Here is an 18,868-nt window from a genome sequence, read left to right as displayed (position 1 = left end):
AACTAAAAATTAATTGATTACAATTTCATCCACAAACAACCAAGAGCTTTCTCCTTTTGGACTTTTCTTTAAGTTGCCTCCAATTACTTTTACAAAACGTGCATTTTGCTTTTGGAAATTAATTTTGAAATCTTTCAACTCCGGAACTGCATTTACCGCATATGGACGTGTAATTTTTCCAACTTGCTGATATTTTATTCCATCAGCAGAAACCAAAACTTTAACCTCAATTGGGAAATTAACTCCAGCTCCCTGACTCTCTAAAACGCCAACTTTAACTTGCTCAATGCTTTCTAATTTTTCCAGGTCAATTAACAATTCCATATCGTTAACCAGCCAGGCCTGCCATTGTCCGTCATGGAAATTTTTGCTTCCGCGAATGGTGTTTACCATCGTATTCGCATCTCCTTTATAATTCGAATTATAAGGTGTTAAATATTTCACTTTTTTTGCAAATGCTTTATGGAAAACTATAGTATCTGTATATGTTTTTCCAACTGGTTTGTCATCCTGAAATAAAGAAGCTTTTAAAACAGTAGTTTCTTTGATTTCAATTGGAGCAACATATTTTAGAGCATGATGATCAATGCTTTTATCTCCTAAAACGTAACGAATATCAGGATTAGGAAATTCATTTTTCAATTCGACTTTTATTTGTTTGTTAGACAAATCAGCCGTTGAAGAAGCGGTTACCAAATAGGCACTTTTCGCATAATTGATTCCTAAATAATCGTAACGCTTCAATAATGAGAACAATCTTGTTGTAAAATCGTTCCAATTGCGTTTCTCTTTCGGACTCCATAAAGTTTCTGATAATGCTGCCAATCTTGGAAAAATCATGTATTCAGAATCTTTGGGTAATGCTAAGTGTTCTGCCCATAAATTGGCTTGTCCGCCTAACACATGTGCTGCTTCCTGAGGCGTCATGCTTGAAACTACAGGATCAAATTTGTACACTTCACTTAACGGATTATAAGCGTCAAAAGCTAAAGGCTCTTCGTTTTGCGGACCTTGGTAAAAGTTGAAATAACAAGGAGATTCCGGAGTCATAATTACGTCATGACCCTGATCTGCTGCTTCGATTCCGCCTTTCATTCCTCTCCAGCTCATTACGGTTGCATCCGGAGCTAATCCACCTTCTAAGATTTCATCCCAACCAATAACTCTTTTACCTTTTGAGTTGATGTATTTTTCCATACGTTTTACAAAATAGCTTTGTAATTCGTTGACATCTTTTAATTTCTCATCTTTAATTCTTTTCTGACAATGCGGACATTTTGCCCAATTGGTTTTAGTCGCTTCATCGCCGCCAATATGAATGTATTTTGAAGGAAAAATGGTAATTACTTCATCAATTACATTTTGTAAAAACTCAAAAGTCGTTTCTTTTCCTGCACAATAAATATCTGTCAAAGGCCAAACTCCGCCCGACGGAACACCAATTTTCTGTTCAAAACAGGCCAGTTCAGGGTACGATGCAATTGCGCTGCTTACGTGTGCCGGCATTTCAATTTCCGGAATGATTTCGATTCCTTTTGTTGAAGCATATTTTACGATTTCTCTTAATTCATCTTGTGTAAAGAAACCACCATAAGTTCCTTTTTGATCTGCTGTAACCGGAAGCCTTGCATTCCATGATAAGCTTTCCTGATCTACTCTCCAGGCGCCAACTTCTGTTAATTTGGGATATTTTTTTATTTCAATTCTCCAGCCCTGATCATCAACCAAATGCAAATGCAAAACATTCATTTTGTGCATTGCCAAACGATCAATTGTAGACAGAATATAATTTTTATCGAAGAAATGACGCGATAAATCCAACATTAAACCTCTCCATTTGAAACGAGGTTCATCATTAATCGTTAAGCTTGGAACCTGCCATTTTGCAGAAGTAATAGCAAATTTGCTTTCAATTGCTTCCGGAAGTAATTGTCTGACACTTTCCAAACCATATAAAAAGCCTACATTTCCTTTCGCAGAAATCACAATACTAGTCTGATTTACATCTAAAATATAAGCTTCATTTTTTAAGTTCGGATCTACTTTAAACTGAACAAAATTGCTTGCAGGTGCTTTAGTTGTCGTTTCTGGTTTCCATCCTGCGGCAATTTCAAATTTAGAAGCCAAAGCATTTGCCGCATCTTTCTGGAAATCTCCGTTTACGACAAACTTTGTATCTTTTGTAAATTCAAAAACACCAGTTTTAATAAAAGTCTGACTCGGTTTCGGAATGATATGTATATCACTTTCTGTGTAAACTTTCTGCGCATTAGCCGAAAAAATTGAAATGATTAACGTTAATAGGAATAGTAATTTTTTCATTCTTTATTTTTTGGTTTGTCTCATCAGTTTCTTATTGAAAGAAGATGAAGAGAGATAGTTTTATTAGTTTAGTTTGTCATTTCGATTGAAAGGAGAAATCATACTACAAATTCTACAAAGTATATCTCCAATCTATATCGATTAACTTGTGCGATTTCTCCTTTCAGTCGAAATGACAATACATTGCGGATTAAATTTGTGTCTCAATGGTTAAAACCATTGGCTATATTTGATTTTTATTGCCTCTGCTTTTAAAACATAGCCCGAGATTTCAACCTTGGGAAACGTTTGATAATCAATTGACGTCATAAATAAAAACTTTGTCAAGGCTGTAAAACTTTGACAAAGCTCAGGCACTAACTATTTGTCCCAGGACATTTTAAATTTTGCATCTTCCATTCTGTGACCTTTTACGTCATCTGAAACAGCAAAATTAAATCCTGATCTCAAGCTGTATCCTGCATATTCGCCGTTTTTATTTAAAGCAATAAAACCGACTTGCAGGTATTCCATATCTTTATGATTTTTGTGTTTGTTGTAAATACGCTCCGTAATTTCTTTGCAGGCATCATAAGGCGATTTTCCCTGACGCATTAATTCGACCACCATTGCGCTGCCTGCAGTTCTGATAACTGCTTCACCCAAACCGGTTGCAGCTGCTGCTCCAACTTCGTTATCCAGGAAAAGACCCGCGCCGATTATTGGGGAGTCACCGACGCGGCCGTGCATCTTCCAGGCAGCACCACTGGTGGTGCACCCTCCCGAAAGGTTACCGTCTTTATCTAACATTAGCATACTTATGGTGTCGTGATTTTCTATATTAATGACTGGCTTGTATTTAGAATCTTCCAGCCATTTTTTCCAGTCTTTTTCAGATTCCGGAGTCAGTAAATTTTCTTCTTTAAAACCTTCCGCTAAAGCGAATTGCAAAGCGCCTTGTCCGGCCAGCATTACGTGAGGCGTATTTTGTAAAACTCTTTTCGCTACAGAAATGGGATGTTTAATTCCTTGTAGAAAACAAACAGAACCGCAATTGCTGTTGTGATCCATTATACAGGCATCCAGCGTTACTTTGCCTTCACGATCCGGATATCCTCCGTAACCAACGCTTCTTACATTTGGATCTGCTTCAGGAATTTTCATTCCGGCTTCGATAGCATCTAAAGCAGATTTTCCTTCTTTTAAATTTTTCCAGGATTCTTTATTGGCAGGCAGACCGTGATTCCATGTCGAAATTATGACCGGTTTCTGCTGTTTTTTCTCTTTTATTTCTTCAACTTCATTTTCATGATTTGCAGCAAATCCGCTTACGCCTAAAACAGAACTTACGGCCAAAGTGCCCAAAGCTGTTTTCCTGATAAAATCTCTTCTATTTGACATGTGGTTTATTTTTGGTTCAACATTTAGAAATCAAATTATTCTTGATGCTGCAATTTACTTCGTAAATAATTTTAATCCGAGAAAAATCTCTTATAAGCTTGCTTTTACTGCTTTTATTGTCTTTAAATTACTTTCTGATAAAGCATTTCCGTCAAAAAATGAAACGCCGGTTGCGCCATTTTTCTTTGCCTGAAGAATGGCTTCTTTCAATTCGGCATCCGATTTTAATCCCGGAATATAAATTCCTGTATTTATTTTGGTTTCTTTTCCTTCTAAATCGGCAACGCCTTGTTTTGTTGCGTAACCTACCCAGTCAATTTCTTCATCATAAAAACTATGATAAATCATCGGATAAACTTCGTCAATATTCCATTTGTCCCAACGCTGGCGTACCATGTGATCTGCCATTTCCGGATAAGGAAAAACTGCTGCCGTTAATTTTACATTGTGTTTGTGAGCAATTTTATACGCATCGTCGACAACTGCTTTTACAGCATTTAACCTGAAGTTCTTCCACTCCATATCAATCGAAGTGTTGTGACTTGTTTTTGGATTTTTATGATGTTCTTTTTCGAATTTAGAAACGCAGGCGTCACAATAACAGAAATCAAATTGTGGTAATTCTGTATCCTGAACCAGATTGTATTTTGGTAATAAACTGATTGGTAAAAAGATATCCGGAAAACGAATGTAATCTAAATGAACGCTTTCAATTCCTTTTACTTTTGCCAAACCTTCAACCAAACCTAAAACGTGGTTTCTCGATTCTTGTTTAGTCGGGCAAAGCCATTGGTAATAATCTACATAAGGTCGGTTATCAAAACAAGACTTTCCTTCTTTACTCACCTGATACCAATCCGGATGCTGTAATGCAACAGAATCATTTGGGCGGTTCATAGCCATAATCCAGGCGTGAACTTTTAAACCTTCTTTTTGGGCTAAAGGCACTAATCTTCCTAATAGTTTCGGATCTGTATTGGTATTGATTAATACTTCATCGATTCCGCCGTCTTTGTATTTTTTAAATTCTTTCGAATAATCTGCATCCGATTTTTTAGCGTCGGCTGTAGTCCAGACTCCGAAATTGAATTTTCCGCTCTCTTCTGTTTTAGTGTCTTTTTGTCCGCAAGAGAATAAACTCAGCGAAAGCGCCAGAACAATAACTTTTGAAAGGTTCTGTAATTTATTCTTTCGTAATAATTTTACCATCTTCTTTAATTATTAAGGTTTTGTTTGAAAAAGGGCTTTTTACAGCAATATTAAATCCGGATAAATGATTTTCTAATGTCGGTTTCAACACTTTTCCATCAACAATTATATTTTTTTTATTGATATTTTGAAGGGATTTTGCCCAAGTCTTATTCTTATCAAAATATCTTTTCTGAGCTCTATACAACGTATACAATTCCCATTTTACTTTTTCTTCCTGCGGAATTGCAAATGTATCTTCACTTTCTTTTGAAGAGAAGTATACATAAGCCCACTTTTCGGGCTCATGCATATTGATCACTCCCATAGGCGACCAAACCCAATTGTATTCTGGGAGAAATTTTCCTTCTTTATCTTTTTTACGTTCGTATTTTCCGTTTACAATATCGTGCTGCCAATTCACACGTGAGAAATTGACTTTCCAAAATTTATCTTTCGGAACAATATTGTCAAAATAAGACGTCTTATAAACCGACCACGGAATGGCGATTTCTAATTTCCAGCCTTTATCAATATCTGAAGGATTATTTAAAGTTCCGTGAACTTTTACAGCCGATTTTAATCCCTCGATATTCCAGTCGTTTAGAACGGTATTTTTTTCGCGGTAAGGTTTATTGATGAATAAATCCCAAGCCGTGTTTAAAGCGTTTATTTCTAATTCATAATAATTATGGGTATCATTATCCGGATCGATAAAAACCTCAAAATCATTATTATAAAAAATAATGGTATCGCGTTGTTTTAGATTTGCCCAAACGTGAGGCTCCTCCATTTTAGCAAGAATATAGTAGTAATTATCGTCCCAGAGCATTTTGACCTGAGTCTTGTATTTTGGAGTTTCAACGCCTTCTATGTCGACAAAAGGTGTTGTCCAGGATGCTTTTTCCCAGGCTTTATCTGACTCATCGCCGTCAATAACAATTTCTTTTGACGTTTTATACGCAATATAATTTTTTGGTATAACCTGTTTTTCAGATTGCGCATAACCCACCAATCCAACAAAGAATACGGCAAGGGACAATAATTTACTTCTACAATGCATCTTCTATTATAAACTATTATCTTTTGTAAACTGAATTACTTCACTTAATTTCCCAAAAGCAATCGCAACCGCAGTATCTGCCGCTCCGTAATAAACTGCCAGTTTATCTTCTTCAAAATCATGAAGTGCTGCACATGGGAAAACTACGTTTGGTACATCTCCAACCATTTCATACGTTTCTGCAGGTCCTAGTAAATACGGCTGCGTTCTGTATTTTACCTTATCCGGAGCATCTGTTTCCAACAAAGCTGACCCCATTGCGTAACGGAAGCCGTTGCAGGTATTAATAACGCCGTGGTAAATCATCAGCCAGCCTTCTTCTGTTAAAATCGGAATAGGTCCCGCTCCCACTTTGGTACACTGCCACGCACTTTTTTCGAAAGCACTTGGTTTCATTACCAATCTGTGTTCGCCCCAATATTTCATGTCCGGACTGTAGCTGATCCAGATATCTCCGAAAGGAGTATGTCCGTTATCACTTGGGCGACTTAACATGGCGTATTTACCATTTATTTTCTGAGGGAATAAAACCCCGTTTCTGTTGAAAGGAAGAAAGGCATTTTCGCATTGGAAAAATTCTTTAAAATCGAAAGTATACCCAATTCCGATGGTTGGTCCGTTGTAACCATTACACCAGGTAATCCAGTAACGGTCTTCGATCCAAACAACGCGCGGATCATATTTATAAGCCGATTCGATCATTTCTGTATTTCCCGATTTCATCTCGATTGGTTCGTGGTTGATATCCCAATTGATTCCGTCTTTACTGAAACCAGCAAAAATATTCATCTGAACCGCTTTATTATCACATCTGAAAACCCCGGCATATCCATCTCCAAAAGGTACTACCGCACTATTAAATATACTGTTTGAAGTAGGAATCGCATATCTGTCGATAATAGGATTCTCAGAATATCTCCACATTACATCTTTACTGTTTTCGGGTCTGTCTTGCCAAGGAATAGTACTCATTTTTTTATCTTTTTTATTGTTTATTGTTCTTTGTTTGTGGTTTGTGGTTTGTGGTTTTACGTTTTGTCACCCTGAACGAAGTCGAAGGGCAGCTAGAAGATCCATCCAGTAATTCGCCAATCTTTGCAGAGTTTCTTGCGGTTCTTCGACTTCGCTCAGAATGACACACTGTACTGTAAAACGCTATCTTATTAAGCTTTGTCAAAGTTTAAAACTTTGACAAAGCTATCGTGCGTTTACAGCGTCTGTTGAAAATATCCTTACTCTAAAATCTATATTCTATATTCTATATTCTATTTTCTCTAATCTGAAATCTTGCCTCTTGCTTCTAAAATCTTTCTTCTCAAAATCTCTCTCCTAAAAATCTACTCTTCAATCTTCCTAACTCTATCCAGCCAGGTAAACTTCAATACTGTCGTAGTCACTAAAAAGACAACCAAAGCCACTAATGCTTTTGGATAATCCCTTATGATGAAGTAAATCGGAAGCAGGATCATACTCGACTGCCAAACGATTCCGATAATACAATTCATCATATCTAAATAGAAATCATTATTTTTCTGGAAAGACTGATCTTCCGCTTTAAGCGATTTATAAACGGGTCCCCAGAATCCCCAAGGTCTTACATTTGCGTAAAAAGATCTTAACACATTCATGTCTGTTGGTTTACTTAAATACGTTCCCAGAAGACAGCCTAAAATTGACATTCCGAAAATTAAAGGGAATAAATAAATCGACGGCACCTGCGAAAGATCATGCAGGAACGTTCCCAGTGTTAAACTTCCTTTGCTCTGATCTAAAATAAACTGAAGCGAAGCCGCAATTAATCCGCCGACCATTCCCCAGAAATAGCCCCATCCGTTAAAACGCCACCAAATCCATTTTAGGAAATTGGCTGCTACGTAACCGCCATACAATGCACTTGTAATCCAGAGTGTTAATGAGTTAATCGAATCTGCGAAGAATCCCATGAAAACCCCTAAGCCAACAACAAGAAAAGACGAGATCTGACTTACCTTAATATAATGCTGATTCGTAGCAACTGGTTTAAAGTATTTTTTATAAATATCATTTACGATATAAGCGGGTCCGGCGTTTACGAAAGCGGAGAATCCAGACATGAAAGCCGCCAGTAAACCTGCAAGAAGAATTCCTTTAATTCCTACCGGGATATAAAGATTAACCACTTTTGGCATCAATAATTCTAAATCGGCACCAGTTAAATTAACATTGGCATTTAATTCCGGCGCTAAATTGACTAAAGCAATAACGACGATTCCTGTAATTAATAAATATCTTGGTATAAATAAAATCAGGTTGGTAAAACCACTCATATAAGCCGCTTCCTTAACCGATTTGGTAGATAAAACACGCTGTAAATCGTAACTTGGAGTTGGTCCTGCAACACTCGCGAAGAAACCTTTGAAAAGTGTCATTCCGATAAAAGCACCGAACATTTTATAACCTTCTGTATCAATTAATCTGTTGAAAGTTTCGAATTTATCGCCCCATTGTGTTTCAAATTCCCATCCAAAGAAAACATTTTTCCATTCGGGTGTAATAACCGAATTAATCTGAATATCTGTGTAATTAATAAAAGCATAACCTGCAATCAAAACTCCGGCGATAATCATAATTACATATTGCACTACTTCTGTCGCCACCACAGAAAACATCCCTCCTTTAACGGTATAAATCGTAGTTAAGAAAATGATTAACAATGCATAAGCCTGTTCTGAAGTTAGAAAAACAGCATCGTTCATGTAAACTGTTAAATCCCATGGCAGAATAATGGTTACAAATTTTCCGATACCGACAAAGAAATAAGCGATAAAACCTATTGTCGAAATAATAGCAAAAATGGCCACAATAATATGAGAAGCTTTTCCTGCTTTATCACTTCCAAAACGGGTTAAAATCCATTCAGAACCTGTCATTACTTTCGATCTTCTGATCCAGACTGCAAGGAACATCATAACGAAAATCTGATTCCAAATTGGCCAAAGCCACATAAACATGAAACTTTTTACGCCGTATAAAAATAGCACGCCAATCATCCAGGAAGTTCCCGAAACATCAAACATCCCCGAGCCGTTACTCAACCCCAAAAAATACCATTTGATCGATTTTCCGCCCAGAAAATAATCATCTAAACCTTTAGATGCTTTTCTTGAAATCCAGATTCCTATACCCACCGAGAGTACGATATAGATTAAAATGATTGATACGTCAATAATGTTCATTAATATATTTATTTTGAGTTAGTTAGTTTATTCCCCAGTTTTGGTTTGGCTGTGCTCCCATTACAAAATGAAGTACGCCGCCGTTTTGCATTTCCTGATGAGAAATTGCTGTTTTATTAAATGGTTTTCCGTTTAAGGTTGCCGATTGGATATAGAAGTTTTGTTTTGAAACATTTTCTGCCTCAATCACAAAGGTTTTTCCGTTTGGAAGATTTAAGGTTGATTTCTCAAAAATCGGACTTCCAATTTCGTAGTCACCTGAGGCAGGATTCATAGGGTATAATCCCATAGAACTGAACACATACCAAGCTGACATTTGTCCGCAGTCTTCGTTTCCGCTCAATCCGTTTGCGGTTGTATTGTATTGCGTATCTAATATATGACGCACCCAATATTGTGTTCTCCATGGCTGTTTGGCATGGTTGAACATATACGCTATATGATGGCTCGGTTCATTTCCGTGTGCGTATTGCCCGATTAATCCTGAAATATCTGCTGAAACATTATTTCCTGTAATTTCTGAACTTTCTGTAAACAACTGCTCTAAACGTTTTGTAAAAGAGGCATTTCCGCCATGAAGCTTAATAACATTATCAACATCATGAGGCACAAACCAGCTGTGCTGCCATGCATTTCCTTCTGTGTAATCGGTATGCGCTCTGTGGTTGGAATGTTTTGGATCGAAAGGTTCGTTCCAGGATTTTCCATCTTCCGATTTTCCTCTCATAAAACCGGATTTCGAATCAAACAGATATTCGTATGCTTTTGATCTTTTAGAGAAAAACTCATAATCAGCTTGTTTGCCTAATGCTTTTGCCATTTGAGCCACGCACCAATCGTCATAAGCATATTCTAAAGTAATAGTAACTGATTCGTCTAATAAGTTGTACGGAATGTAACCGTATTTTTTATAGAAATTTAAACCACGTTCGTCCTGCATCATGGTGGCTTTCATCGCTTCAAAAGCTTTTTCTGCATCAAAACCTTTTATACCTTTTAAATAAGCATCTGCAATAACAGGAATCGAATGATATCCTGTCATCGTGTTGGTTTCATTTGCATATAAAGTCCAGACCGGAAGGATCTTTTTGGTTTCATAATATGTTAACATAGAATTTATCAGATCAGAAACTTTTGTCGGTTCTAAAATCGTCAATAAAGGATTTTCTGCTCTAAAAGTATCCCAAAGAGACAAAGTAGAATACGCAGTATAGTCTTTTGCCGTTACAATTTTATCATCTTCTGTTCTAAACTGACCGTTTTTATCGCTGTACGTTACCGGCGCAACCTGAGCGTGATATAAAGCAGTGTAGAAAATTGTTTTTAAAGAATCTACAGGCGTTTCAACCGTAATTTTGCTTAAAGCTTTATTCCAAAGTGCAGACGCATCGGTTTTTACTTTTTCAAATTCCCGATCTTTATCTAAATTATCTTTCGCATTAGCGATACTAACCGAAGAAAGTGCCACTTTTACATTTAATTGTTTAGAATTTTTAGCATCGAAGAACAATTGTAATGCGGTGTTTTCTCCTTCTGCGTTTTTAGCGGAAACTACTTTTTTATCATTCGTTAAAATAGATTCTGTAATAGGCTTGGAAAATTTTGCTACAAAAAATACTTTTTGATTTTTTGCCCAGCCTGTACTGTAACGAAAACCGCTGATTGTATTTTCATCTTCAATTTTTATCGAAGTTTTTGTCGCTTTATCCCAGTTAATGGCAAAACCTAAATCGACAACCACAGATTGAATGTCGTTATTATTATAGGTATACTTATGATATGCTGTTCTTTGTGTAGAGGTTAATTCTACATTGATTTTAGGATCTTCAAGAAAAACCTGGTAATAGCCCGGTATTGCTTTTTCGTTAGCATGATTATATTTTGATTTATACGGAAGGAAATCGCGTGAAGCGGCTTTGGCGGTTAAGTCTAACTTTTTGTTTGTTGGCATAAATAATATATCTGCCAAATCACCGATTCCTGTTCCGCTTAAATGTAAATGACTAAAACCTGAGACAATCGAATCTGAATAATGGTAGCCGGAACACCAGTCCCAACTCGAAATTCCGTTATCCGGACTCACCTGTAGCATTCCAAAAGGAACCGTAGCACCCGGATACGTATGTCCGTGACCGCCGGTGCCTATGAAAGGATCTACATAATTTGTTGCAAAACTTTGTCGATCTTTGTTTTTATCTACATTTATTTTGCAACTTGCAATAAAAATTACCGTTAGAGAGAGCAGTGTAATTTTCCTCATATCAAAACAATATTAATTTAACTTTAAATTTAGATAAATTCAACTTTTACCAAAATATTTTTAGACGGACGACATTTAAACAGCCCTAAACATCAAAAAACAGTAACAAACGACATTTTAAATTACCCATATGATTTTTAATTCAAATAAACCATACAGCCTTCCTATTCGTTACCATGTTTACTTTTGGCTTACCTATTTTTTGTTTAACACTTTCCGCTGGGGAAGCTATTTTAACGATTATGTCTATTCATTAAAAACAACTTTGCTGGGCTTTCCTATTCACATGGCGTTGTGTTATCTGAATATTTTGGTTTTGATGCCTTTTTTGGTTTATCGAAAAAAATACTTCCTTTATATAGTAAGCGTTTTGTCTGCCATTTTTATAATGGTTGTCATTAAATTTAATCTTACCTATTTATTAATCACACACGATGTCTGGCCGGAAGGTCCGCAGACTATTAACGAATTAACCCTAAATTATACTATAGATATGATGATGGGCGAATTATATGTAATGACGTTTGTGACTGCGATTAAAATTACGTTAGATTTTTTAAAAGAACAAAGAAGGGTTACCGATCTGGAAAAATCGCAGTTAGAAACCGAATTACTCTTTTTGAAATCACAGATTTCTCCGCATTTTTTCTTTAATACCTTAAATAATATTTATTCGCTTTCTGTAGAAAAATCAAATAAAACGCCTAAAATAGTTTTAAAACTTTCAGAATTAATGCGTTATATGTTGTATGAAACAAAAGGAAAAAAGCAAAGTCTGGAAAATGAAATTATGTGTATCCAGAATTACCTTGATCTGGAACGAATTAGAAACGGAGAACGTCTTGAAGTTAATATGTCTATCTCAGGCGATATACACGACAAGGAAATTTCACCTGTTCTGTTGCTGACTTTTGTAGAAAACGCTTTTAAACATGGTGTAAATAAAAACACCGGAAATGTGCTTATTGATATAAATTTTAAGGTAAAAGGAGATTTTCTATATTTCTCTATTTCAAACCCAACACCAGAATTTACCGTACATAAAGATAATTTTAACAAGGCAAGTGGTATAGGTATTGAAAATGTCAAAAAAAGACTGGAATTAGGATATAATAAAAGTGACTATAAGCTTTCATTTAAAAATAAAAAGAATATTTTTGTCGTCAAACTAGTTATAAAAGTCACGTAGTCCACGTTTTAACTTTTTCTCATACTATACCTACAAAATCTTTACCGGCCTAAATAATATTACATAAAAAAATGAAAATAAAGTGTTTAGTTATCGATGATGAGCCATTGGCAATAAACGTTATTAAAAATTATATTGAGCAGATTGAAGAATTAGAATTAATCAATACTTTCAGTAATTCTATTGAAGGTCTTAATTTTTTAAAGAACAACACAATCGATGTAATTTTTCTGGACATAAACATGCCTGTTCTGGACGGTATTAATTTTATTAAAAGTTTAGAAAATCCGCCATTATTAGTCATTACAAGCGCTTACGATCAATTTGCCATAGAAACGTATGAACTTGATGTTTTGGATTATCTCGTAAAACCAATTGAGTTTCCACGTTTGATGAAAGCAGTCAATAAAATCAACAAGCGTCTTAATACAAATACTAAAACACCGACGGAAAACAGTAAAGAAAACGCTTTTATCTTTGTGAAAATCGATAAAAAGAAGATGAAAAAGATTTTTCTGAATGAAATTCTGGTCATTGAAAGTTTAAAGGATTACCTAAAAATCAGCACCACTTCGGGAAAGTTTATCATTCACAGTACTTTATCTGACTTTACGAGTTTATTACCCGAAAGAGATTTTATCAGAATCCACAGATCCTACACCATTGCGATTGACAAAATTGATGCCGTTGAAGGGAACAGCATTGAAATTGAAGGTCTTAGATACGTTATCGGAAGATCTTATATTGATGAAGTAAAACAGAAAATTTTGAATTCGTCTATTTAACCGCAAAGAGCGCAAAGAATTACGCAAAGTTCGCAAAGTTTTATTTTTAAGCTTTGCGAACCTTTTTTTTTACGCCTAATTTGTCAGGCTGAGCGGAGTCGAAGCCAGTTTACTGAGACACAAAGTTTGTCACCGTGTTTGTCCGACTGAGCGAGTCGAAGCCCACGTTAGTAATTGCATATAAAGTCATCAATCTTTGTAGAGCTTCTTACGTGGGCTTCGACTCCGCTCAGCCTGACAGAAATAAGAAAAACCTTTGTGTCCTTGCGCCTTCGTGGCATTCCTAAAAAGAAACTTTGCGAAACCTTAGCGCTCTTTGCGGTAAAGAAATCTTTGCAGTAAAAACTAATAAAAAACGAAAATGCGGCCAACCACGACCGCATTTTCTCTCAATTATAGGTAACTAACCAAAATAAACCATGAAATAGTCTATTATCTTTATTGCTGCAAAAATCACTAAAAATGATAACGCTTAAACGCCTCAATGGCCGAATAATCTGCTAATCCTAAGTTGTGGTATTTTTCTGCAGTCAATCTGTTTCTGTCTTCAACACGTACCCAAAACTCCCTGCTGTCATCGCCCTGAAACATAACACCGTCTTTTTGAGACTGGTGATAAAAAATAGCATGTCGTTTCTTTAAAACCTGATCAGGACTCATTGGTACTGCCATGTCAATTTGGTACGATTCCCATTCATGCCATGCGCCTCTGTACAACCAAACCCAACAGTCTTCCATAAATGAGTTGTGTTTTAATCTTTTTAAAGCTTCAAACAAACTGTCTAAACAGACTTTATGAGTGCCATGCGGATCTGCCAGATCTCCGGCGGCATAAATTTGATGCGGTTTTATTCTTTCAATAATATCACACATAATGTTGATATCTGCATCCGAAAGATTATTCTTTTTAACCGTTCCCGTTTCGTAAAACGGTAAATCTAAAAAGTTTACATTAGAATCTGCCAAACCTAAATAACGCGTTGCGGCGTGAGATTCGCTTCTTCTTATTAATCCTTTTAATTTTCTGACTTCTAAAGAATCTATTTCGTTCCCGGTTCTGTTCTTTAAGAAATTAATAATTTCATCAGCAACATCCGAATCAGGATTCAGTGCTTTCGAAATTTCTGCAAATTTTAACGCTTCTTCATTCGAAACCGCGATATTTCCAGAAGTCTGATACGCAACATGAACATCATGTCCCTGATCTACAAGGCGGTCAAATGTTCCACCCATCGATATCACATCATCATCTGGGTGCGGGCTGAAAATAATGATCCTTTTTCTTTCCGGTGTGGAACGTTCCGGTCTGTAAGTATCATCTGCGTTTGGTTTTCCGCCCGGCCAGCCAGTGATTGTTTGTTGCATTTTATTAAACATCTTAATGTTCAAATCGTATGCAGTGCCTTCTTCAGTCAAAAGACTCGACATTCCGCTGTCGTTATAATCTTTATCAGTAAGTTTAAGAAACGGCTTTTTGGTCAATTCGCTTAACCAGGCCACCGCCTTCAGTTTTAATTCGTCTGTCCAAACTACCGATTTAACCAGCCAGGGCGTTTTAACTCGTGTCAGTTCAGACGATGCTTCTGTGTCCAGAACAAATGTTGTGTTGTTATGCTCCTGCAGATACGTCGCAGGCACTCGTGAAGAAACTTCTCCTTCAATAGTTTTTTTTATGATTCCCGCCTTGCTGATTCCCCATCCCAGCAAAACAATTCTTTTTGCATTTCTAACCGTACCGATTCCCATAGTAATGGCTTTTCTCGGCACATTGTCAATTCCTAAAAAAGAAGATGCCGCATCGACTCTGGTTAAATGATCCAGTGTAATACTTCTAGTTCCCGAATTAACGTGAGAACCCGGTTCATTAAAACCAATATGACCCGTTCTTCCAATTCCGAGAAGCTGAAAATCCAATCCGCCGTACGACTTGATTTTCATTTCATAATCAATGCAATATTGTTGTAATTCCTCCGCACTTACCTGTCCATCCGGAATGTTGATATTTTTAGGCTGAATGTTGACATGATCGAATAAATGCTCGTGCATAAAATGATAATAACTCTGAATATCATTTTTATCCATCGGATAATATTCATCTAAATTGAAGGTCACAACGTTTTCAAAATTAAGACCTTCTTCTTTGTGCATTCTCACCAGTTCTTCGTATACTTTAATTGGCGAAGAGCCTGTCGCTAAACCTAAAACGCATGGTTCGTTCAGCTCATTTTTTCTCTGAATCAAATTGGCAATTTCCTGTGCAACCAAAAAAGAAGCTTCTTCAGACGATTCGAAAATGACATTGTGAATTTTCTCAAAACGAGTTTCTTCAAACTTTCCTGCTTCTCTAAAACCAATGTCTTCTTTAATCATTTGCCTTTGACCATTTAATTAATGTATGTTAAAAGTAGAATTTAATTGCCTCCAACTATCAAAAATTCGACTAATAACGACTGCGCTTCGGCAAAAGACAAATTAGTAGGTATAAGCTATTTTATCAACAGGAAAAAAAGATTTTATTCCATAACATTAATTTCAGCAATCGAAACACTTTGTGATTTTCCTAACCCTGCTGTAGCTACAAATTTCAAAAATCTTGCTTTTACTGCAGTAAAACTCTTAAATTGCTCAATTGGATTATGTTTGATATTAGAAAATTCTCCCTCTGATTGTTTATCCCAGTAAAAATTATCTATACTGGTGTAGAATTCATAATTCGAAATTAGATTCAGATTGTTACCAACTTGTTGTGGCGTATACGTAAAACCTTTAATACGGACTAATTCGCCCATATCAATAATGACTGTTTGCGGTAATTTATTTTGGTCATTTCCAAATCCCCAATCGGTATTGGCATCGCCGTCAATAATTCTTTCCGCCAGTTTACTGTCTCCGTCTGAAACCGAGACCACTTTCCATTTTTCTTTAGAAACACCATATTTAGCTGACTTTACGGCACTATTGATTTTCTCTTTCAGATTTCTGGCAATCGCTTTAATTTCTACCGCTTTATTATAAGTAAACGGAGCTTTATAAAGGGTACTTTTTTCCGTAGGATTTTTTCCGTCAAGCGAATAATAAACAGCAGTCCCCAATTCTGATTTAATCGTGACCAGACCATTTTTATCTCTCCGGATCTGAGGTTCTTTAACAAAAGTCGGCGCATTATACGCTTCGATGGTATGAATTACAAAACCGGCTTTTGCATCCATAATATTAATTCTCAGAGCTGAAGCCCTAACTCGTTCTAAACGGAGAATTCTTTTGTATCCAATCGTAGTTTCATTGGCAATAGTTTTCCATTGTCCGTTTACATTTGCTTCAACAGAAAAAGATTTTACCCTTTGTCCCAGTTTAATATATTCCTGAAGCAGAATTCTATTAAATTCTGTTGGTTTTTTAAACGTAAATTCAATTGAAGCTTCTTTTACTTTATCATCGGTTGCCCAATACGTATTTTTATTTCCATCAATCACATTTTGAGGTCCAAAATTAGAATCTGTTGCTCTTATGTTTGATGCCTGAACATTTGTTGCTGCTAATAGTTCTGTTTGGAAATCGGCTTTAATAGTTGCCACCAATTCTTTTAGTCGCGTTTCATCATTTTCATGAATCAGTCCGCGTCTGTCAACAGGAAGATTCAGTAATAAAGTTGCATTTCGTCCAATCGACTCGTAATAAATATCAACCATTTCGTCCAGCGAACGCACTTTATCATCTTCAACCGAATGATAAAACCACCCCGGTCTAATGGAGACATCGGCTTCTCCCGGAACCCACTTCTCCCCGTCTTCGTGGCCCGACATAAATTCGGTATAATGTACTTTTCCAGCCAGTTCATCTTTTTGGCGCAATAATGACCAATTGGTTTTGCCGGCACGTCCTTCTTCATTTCCAATCCATCTCGCTTCAGAAGGACCAACGCCCCAAACTAAAGTTTTTGGAGCTAAGTCGTAAATCATTTTATAAGTTTCATCCCAATTATAATACGTAAGAGTGTTGATTTTTCTGGTTTCGTTTGCACCGCCATAATAGCCGTCGCCACCGTTTGCACCGTCAAACCACATTTCGAAAACATCACCATAATTGGTCAGTAATTCTTTCAGCTGATTTCTAAAATAGGTAACATATTCCGGTTTTCCATATTGTGGATGATTTCTGTCCCAAGGCGAAAGATATAATCCTAATTTTAAATCGTATTCTTTGCAGGCTGCAGCCAATTCTTTGACCAGATCTCCCTTTCCATTTTCCCAGGGCGAATTCTTAACCGAACGTTCCGTATACGCCGACGGCCACAAGCAAAATCCGTCGTGATGTTTAGCAACCAGAATAATTCCTTTCATACCGGCTTCCTTAACCACGCGCGCCCACTGACGAACGTCTAAATTTGTCGGATTAAAAAGTTCCGGAGATTCGTCGCCGTAACCCCATTCTTTATTGGTAAATGTATTTAACGAAAAATGTACAAAAGCGTAGAATTCCATTTCCTGCCAATCGATTTGTTTCTGCGTCGGAAGCGGCCCAAAAGGTTTTGGCGCATTTGGTAATTCCTGACTAAAACTGCTCGATAAAACGCCTAAAAGACAAAGCGAAAGGAAAATGTTTTTCATTGTGGTTTACTTAAATTAGTCTAAACCATAAATGTAATAGAATTAAAGATTGCGATCTAAAGAATTTCGACCAATGACAGATTTAAGACAGTTTTCGAAATAGTCCGGATAATAAATTTAATCTTGCATACTAGATATCCCATTTTCCAAACAAACTGTTCAACAATTTGAAATTTCATTTAGAATAGTTTACAAAATTCTTTTCTGTTTTTCGCTTTCGCTAATCGTTTTCTCTAATCTCGATTGACGTGTTTTCTCCTGCTTCGCACTCATAATCCAATGTATCATGACTTTTTTGTACGAAGGTGCCTGCTTCTCAAAAAAATCCCATGCCGTTTTATTCGCTTTAAATTGTTTCTCGTAAGACCCATCAAGCGGAACGGGTTCTTTTTCGTGGGAATAAATTTTGGATTTATTTTCGGTTCTAAAACTGAAAGCTTTTAAACCGGCATCAGTCATTAAACCGGCTTTAGTTAAATCTTCCATTTTTTGGATATTAATAGCACTCCAGATACTTGAAGTTTTTCTGGGCGTAAAACGAATGGTATAACTTTCTTCGTCAATAGATTTACGAACACCGTCAATCCAGCCAAAACAAAGCGCCTGATCTACAGATTCTGACCAGCTCATTGAAGGTTTCTTGCTATTGACTTTATAAAAACCAACCAAAAGTTCTTTTTCTTTTTGATGGTTTATCTCAAGCCATTTTCTGAAGTCGTTTTGATCTGCAAAGAAAGTAGGTTTCATTTTTTTGTATAAATATAAAAAGAATCTCGCAATCCCGATAATTATCGGGAGCGAAGTCTCAAAGTTTAAAAATAAAAAATTAAATTATAAATAAGATGCTAAAAAAATAGCC

General features: G+C 36.4%; 12 protein-coding genes. 2 read left to right on the top strand and 10 right to left on the bottom strand.

Annotation, left to right across the window (positions count from 1 at the left end):
• Positions 1–9: 9 nt before the first annotated feature.
• The 7 genes from ABEB31_RS15285 to ABEB31_RS15255 form a co-directional block, all read right to left on the bottom strand.
• On the bottom strand, positions 10–2,322 hold the full coding sequence (locus tag ABEB31_RS15285; RefSeq protein WP_347052502.1) for a beta-N-acetylhexosaminidase: 2,313 nt from the start codon (positions 2,320–2,322) through the stop codon (positions 10–12).
• Positions 2,323–2,682: 360 nt separating this feature from the next.
• The gene (locus ABEB31_RS15280) at positions 2,683–3,702 is read right to left on the bottom strand and encodes an isoaspartyl peptidase/L-asparaginase family protein (protein ID WP_347052501.1); all 1,020 of its coding nucleotides are present in this window, start codon (positions 3,700–3,702) and stop codon (positions 2,683–2,685) included.
• A gap of 90 nt (positions 3,703–3,792) precedes the next feature.
• The gene (locus ABEB31_RS15275; protein WP_347052500.1) at positions 3,793–4,911 is read right to left on the bottom strand and encodes a putative glycoside hydrolase; all 1,119 of its coding nucleotides are present in this window, start codon (positions 4,909–4,911) and stop codon (positions 3,793–3,795) included.
• Positions 4,886–5,953 carry a carbohydrate-binding family 9-like protein gene (locus ABEB31_RS15270; protein ID WP_347052499.1) on the bottom strand — a complete coding sequence of 356 codons (1,068 nt, stop codon included), beginning with the start codon at positions 5,951–5,953 and terminating at the stop codon, positions 4,886–4,888. Before ABEB31_RS15270 ends, ABEB31_RS15275 begins: the two co-directional genes overlap by 26 nt.
• Positions 5,954–5,959: 6 nt before the next feature.
• A complete protein-coding gene (locus ABEB31_RS15265) occupies positions 5,960–6,925 on the bottom strand; it encodes a glycoside hydrolase family 130 protein (RefSeq protein ID WP_347052498.1) in 966 nt (321 codons plus the stop codon).
• Positions 6,926–7,290: 365 nt separating this feature from the next.
• Complete coding sequence (locus ABEB31_RS15260; RefSeq protein WP_347052497.1) at positions 7,291–9,168, bottom strand: sodium:solute symporter family protein; 1,878 nt, start codon at positions 9,166–9,168, stop codon at positions 7,291–7,293.
• A gap of 22 nt (positions 9,169–9,190) precedes the next feature.
• Positions 9,191–11,428, bottom strand: a complete 2,238-nt coding sequence (locus tag ABEB31_RS15255; RefSeq protein ID WP_347052496.1) for a GH92 family glycosyl hydrolase — start codon at positions 11,426–11,428, stop codon at positions 9,191–9,193.
• A 130-nt stretch (positions 11,429–11,558) separates the two neighbouring features.
• On the opposite strand from ABEB31_RS15255, the gene ABEB31_RS15250 reads away from it, so the two are divergent.
• Entirely contained in the window at positions 11,559–12,617 is a 1,059-nt protein-coding gene (locus ABEB31_RS15250; protein ID WP_347052495.1) for a sensor histidine kinase, read from the top strand.
• A 71-nt stretch (positions 12,618–12,688) separates the two neighbouring features.
• A complete protein-coding gene (locus tag ABEB31_RS15245; RefSeq protein ID WP_347052494.1) occupies positions 12,689–13,402 on the top strand; it encodes a LytR/AlgR family response regulator transcription factor in 714 nt (237 codons plus the stop codon).
• A 456-nt stretch (positions 13,403–13,858) separates the two neighbouring features.
• Here ABEB31_RS15245 and nagB read toward each other — a convergent pair whose 3' ends face one another.
• From nagB to ABEB31_RS15230, 3 genes are all read right to left on the bottom strand, one after another.
• Positions 13,859–15,772 carry a glucosamine-6-phosphate deaminase gene (nagB, locus tag ABEB31_RS15240; RefSeq protein ID WP_347052493.1) on the bottom strand — a complete coding sequence of 638 codons (1,914 nt, stop codon included), beginning with the start codon at positions 15,770–15,772 and terminating at the stop codon, positions 13,859–13,861.
• 143 nt (positions 15,773–15,915) lie between these two features.
• A complete protein-coding gene (locus ABEB31_RS15235; RefSeq protein WP_347052492.1) occupies positions 15,916–18,009 on the bottom strand; it encodes an alpha-L-fucosidase in 2,094 nt (697 codons plus the stop codon).
• Between the two features lie 189 nt (positions 18,010–18,198).
• Positions 18,199–18,756, bottom strand: coding sequence for a YdeI/OmpD-associated family protein (locus ABEB31_RS15230; protein ID WP_347052491.1), 558 nt, complete (start codon positions 18,754–18,756; stop codon positions 18,199–18,201).
• Between the last annotated feature and the right edge of the window lie 112 nt (positions 18,757–18,868).

It is taken from the genome of Flavobacterium olei, from assembly GCF_039749035.1.
Classification (GTDB): domain Bacteria; phylum Bacteroidota; class Bacteroidia; order Flavobacteriales; family Flavobacteriaceae; genus Flavobacterium; species Flavobacterium olei.
The sequence above is the reverse complement of the archived record's forward strand: the minus strand, read 5'-3'. Positions and strand labels throughout refer to the sequence as shown.

What these genes read in the sequence shown, in the direction of transcription:
- nagB (WP_347052493.1), bottom strand. Translation starts at nt 15,772, where the DNA reads ATGATTAAAGAAGACATTGGTTTTAGAGAAGCAGGAAAGTTTGAAGAA.
- ABEB31_RS15230 (WP_347052491.1), bottom strand. Translation starts at nt 18,756, where the DNA reads ATGAAACCTACTTTCTTTGCAGATCAAAACGACTTCAGAAAATGGCTT.
- ABEB31_RS15270 (WP_347052499.1), bottom strand. Translation starts at nt 5,953, where the DNA reads ATGCATTGTAGAAGTAAATTATTGTCCCTTGCCGTATTCTTTGTTGGA.
- ABEB31_RS15285 (WP_347052502.1), bottom strand. Translation starts at nt 2,322, where the DNA reads ATGAAAAAATTACTATTCCTATTAACGTTAATCATTTCAATTTTTTCG.
- ABEB31_RS15250 (WP_347052495.1), top strand. Translation starts at nt 11,559, where the DNA reads ATGATTTTTAATTCAAATAAACCATACAGCCTTCCTATTCGTTACCAT.
- ABEB31_RS15235 (WP_347052492.1), bottom strand. Translation starts at nt 18,009, where the DNA reads ATGAAAAACATTTTCCTTTCGCTTTGTCTTTTAGGCGTTTTATCGAGC.
- ABEB31_RS15260 (WP_347052497.1), bottom strand. Translation starts at nt 9,168, where the DNA reads ATGAACATTATTGACGTATCAATCATTTTAATCTATATCGTACTCTCG.
- ABEB31_RS15255 (WP_347052496.1), bottom strand. Translation starts at nt 11,428, where the DNA reads ATGAGGAAAATTACACTGCTCTCTCTAACGGTAATTTTTATTGCAAGT.
- ABEB31_RS15245 (WP_347052494.1), top strand. Translation starts at nt 12,689, where the DNA reads ATGAAAATAAAGTGTTTAGTTATCGATGATGAGCCATTGGCAATAAAC.
- ABEB31_RS15265 (WP_347052498.1), bottom strand. Translation starts at nt 6,925, where the DNA reads ATGAGTACTATTCCTTGGCAAGACAGACCCGAAAACAGTAAAGATGTA.
- ABEB31_RS15275 (WP_347052500.1), bottom strand. Translation starts at nt 4,911, where the DNA reads ATGGTAAAATTATTACGAAAGAATAAATTACAGAACCTTTCAAAAGTT.
- ABEB31_RS15280 (WP_347052501.1), bottom strand. Translation starts at nt 3,702, where the DNA reads ATGTCAAATAGAAGAGATTTTATCAGGAAAACAGCTTTGGGCACTTTG.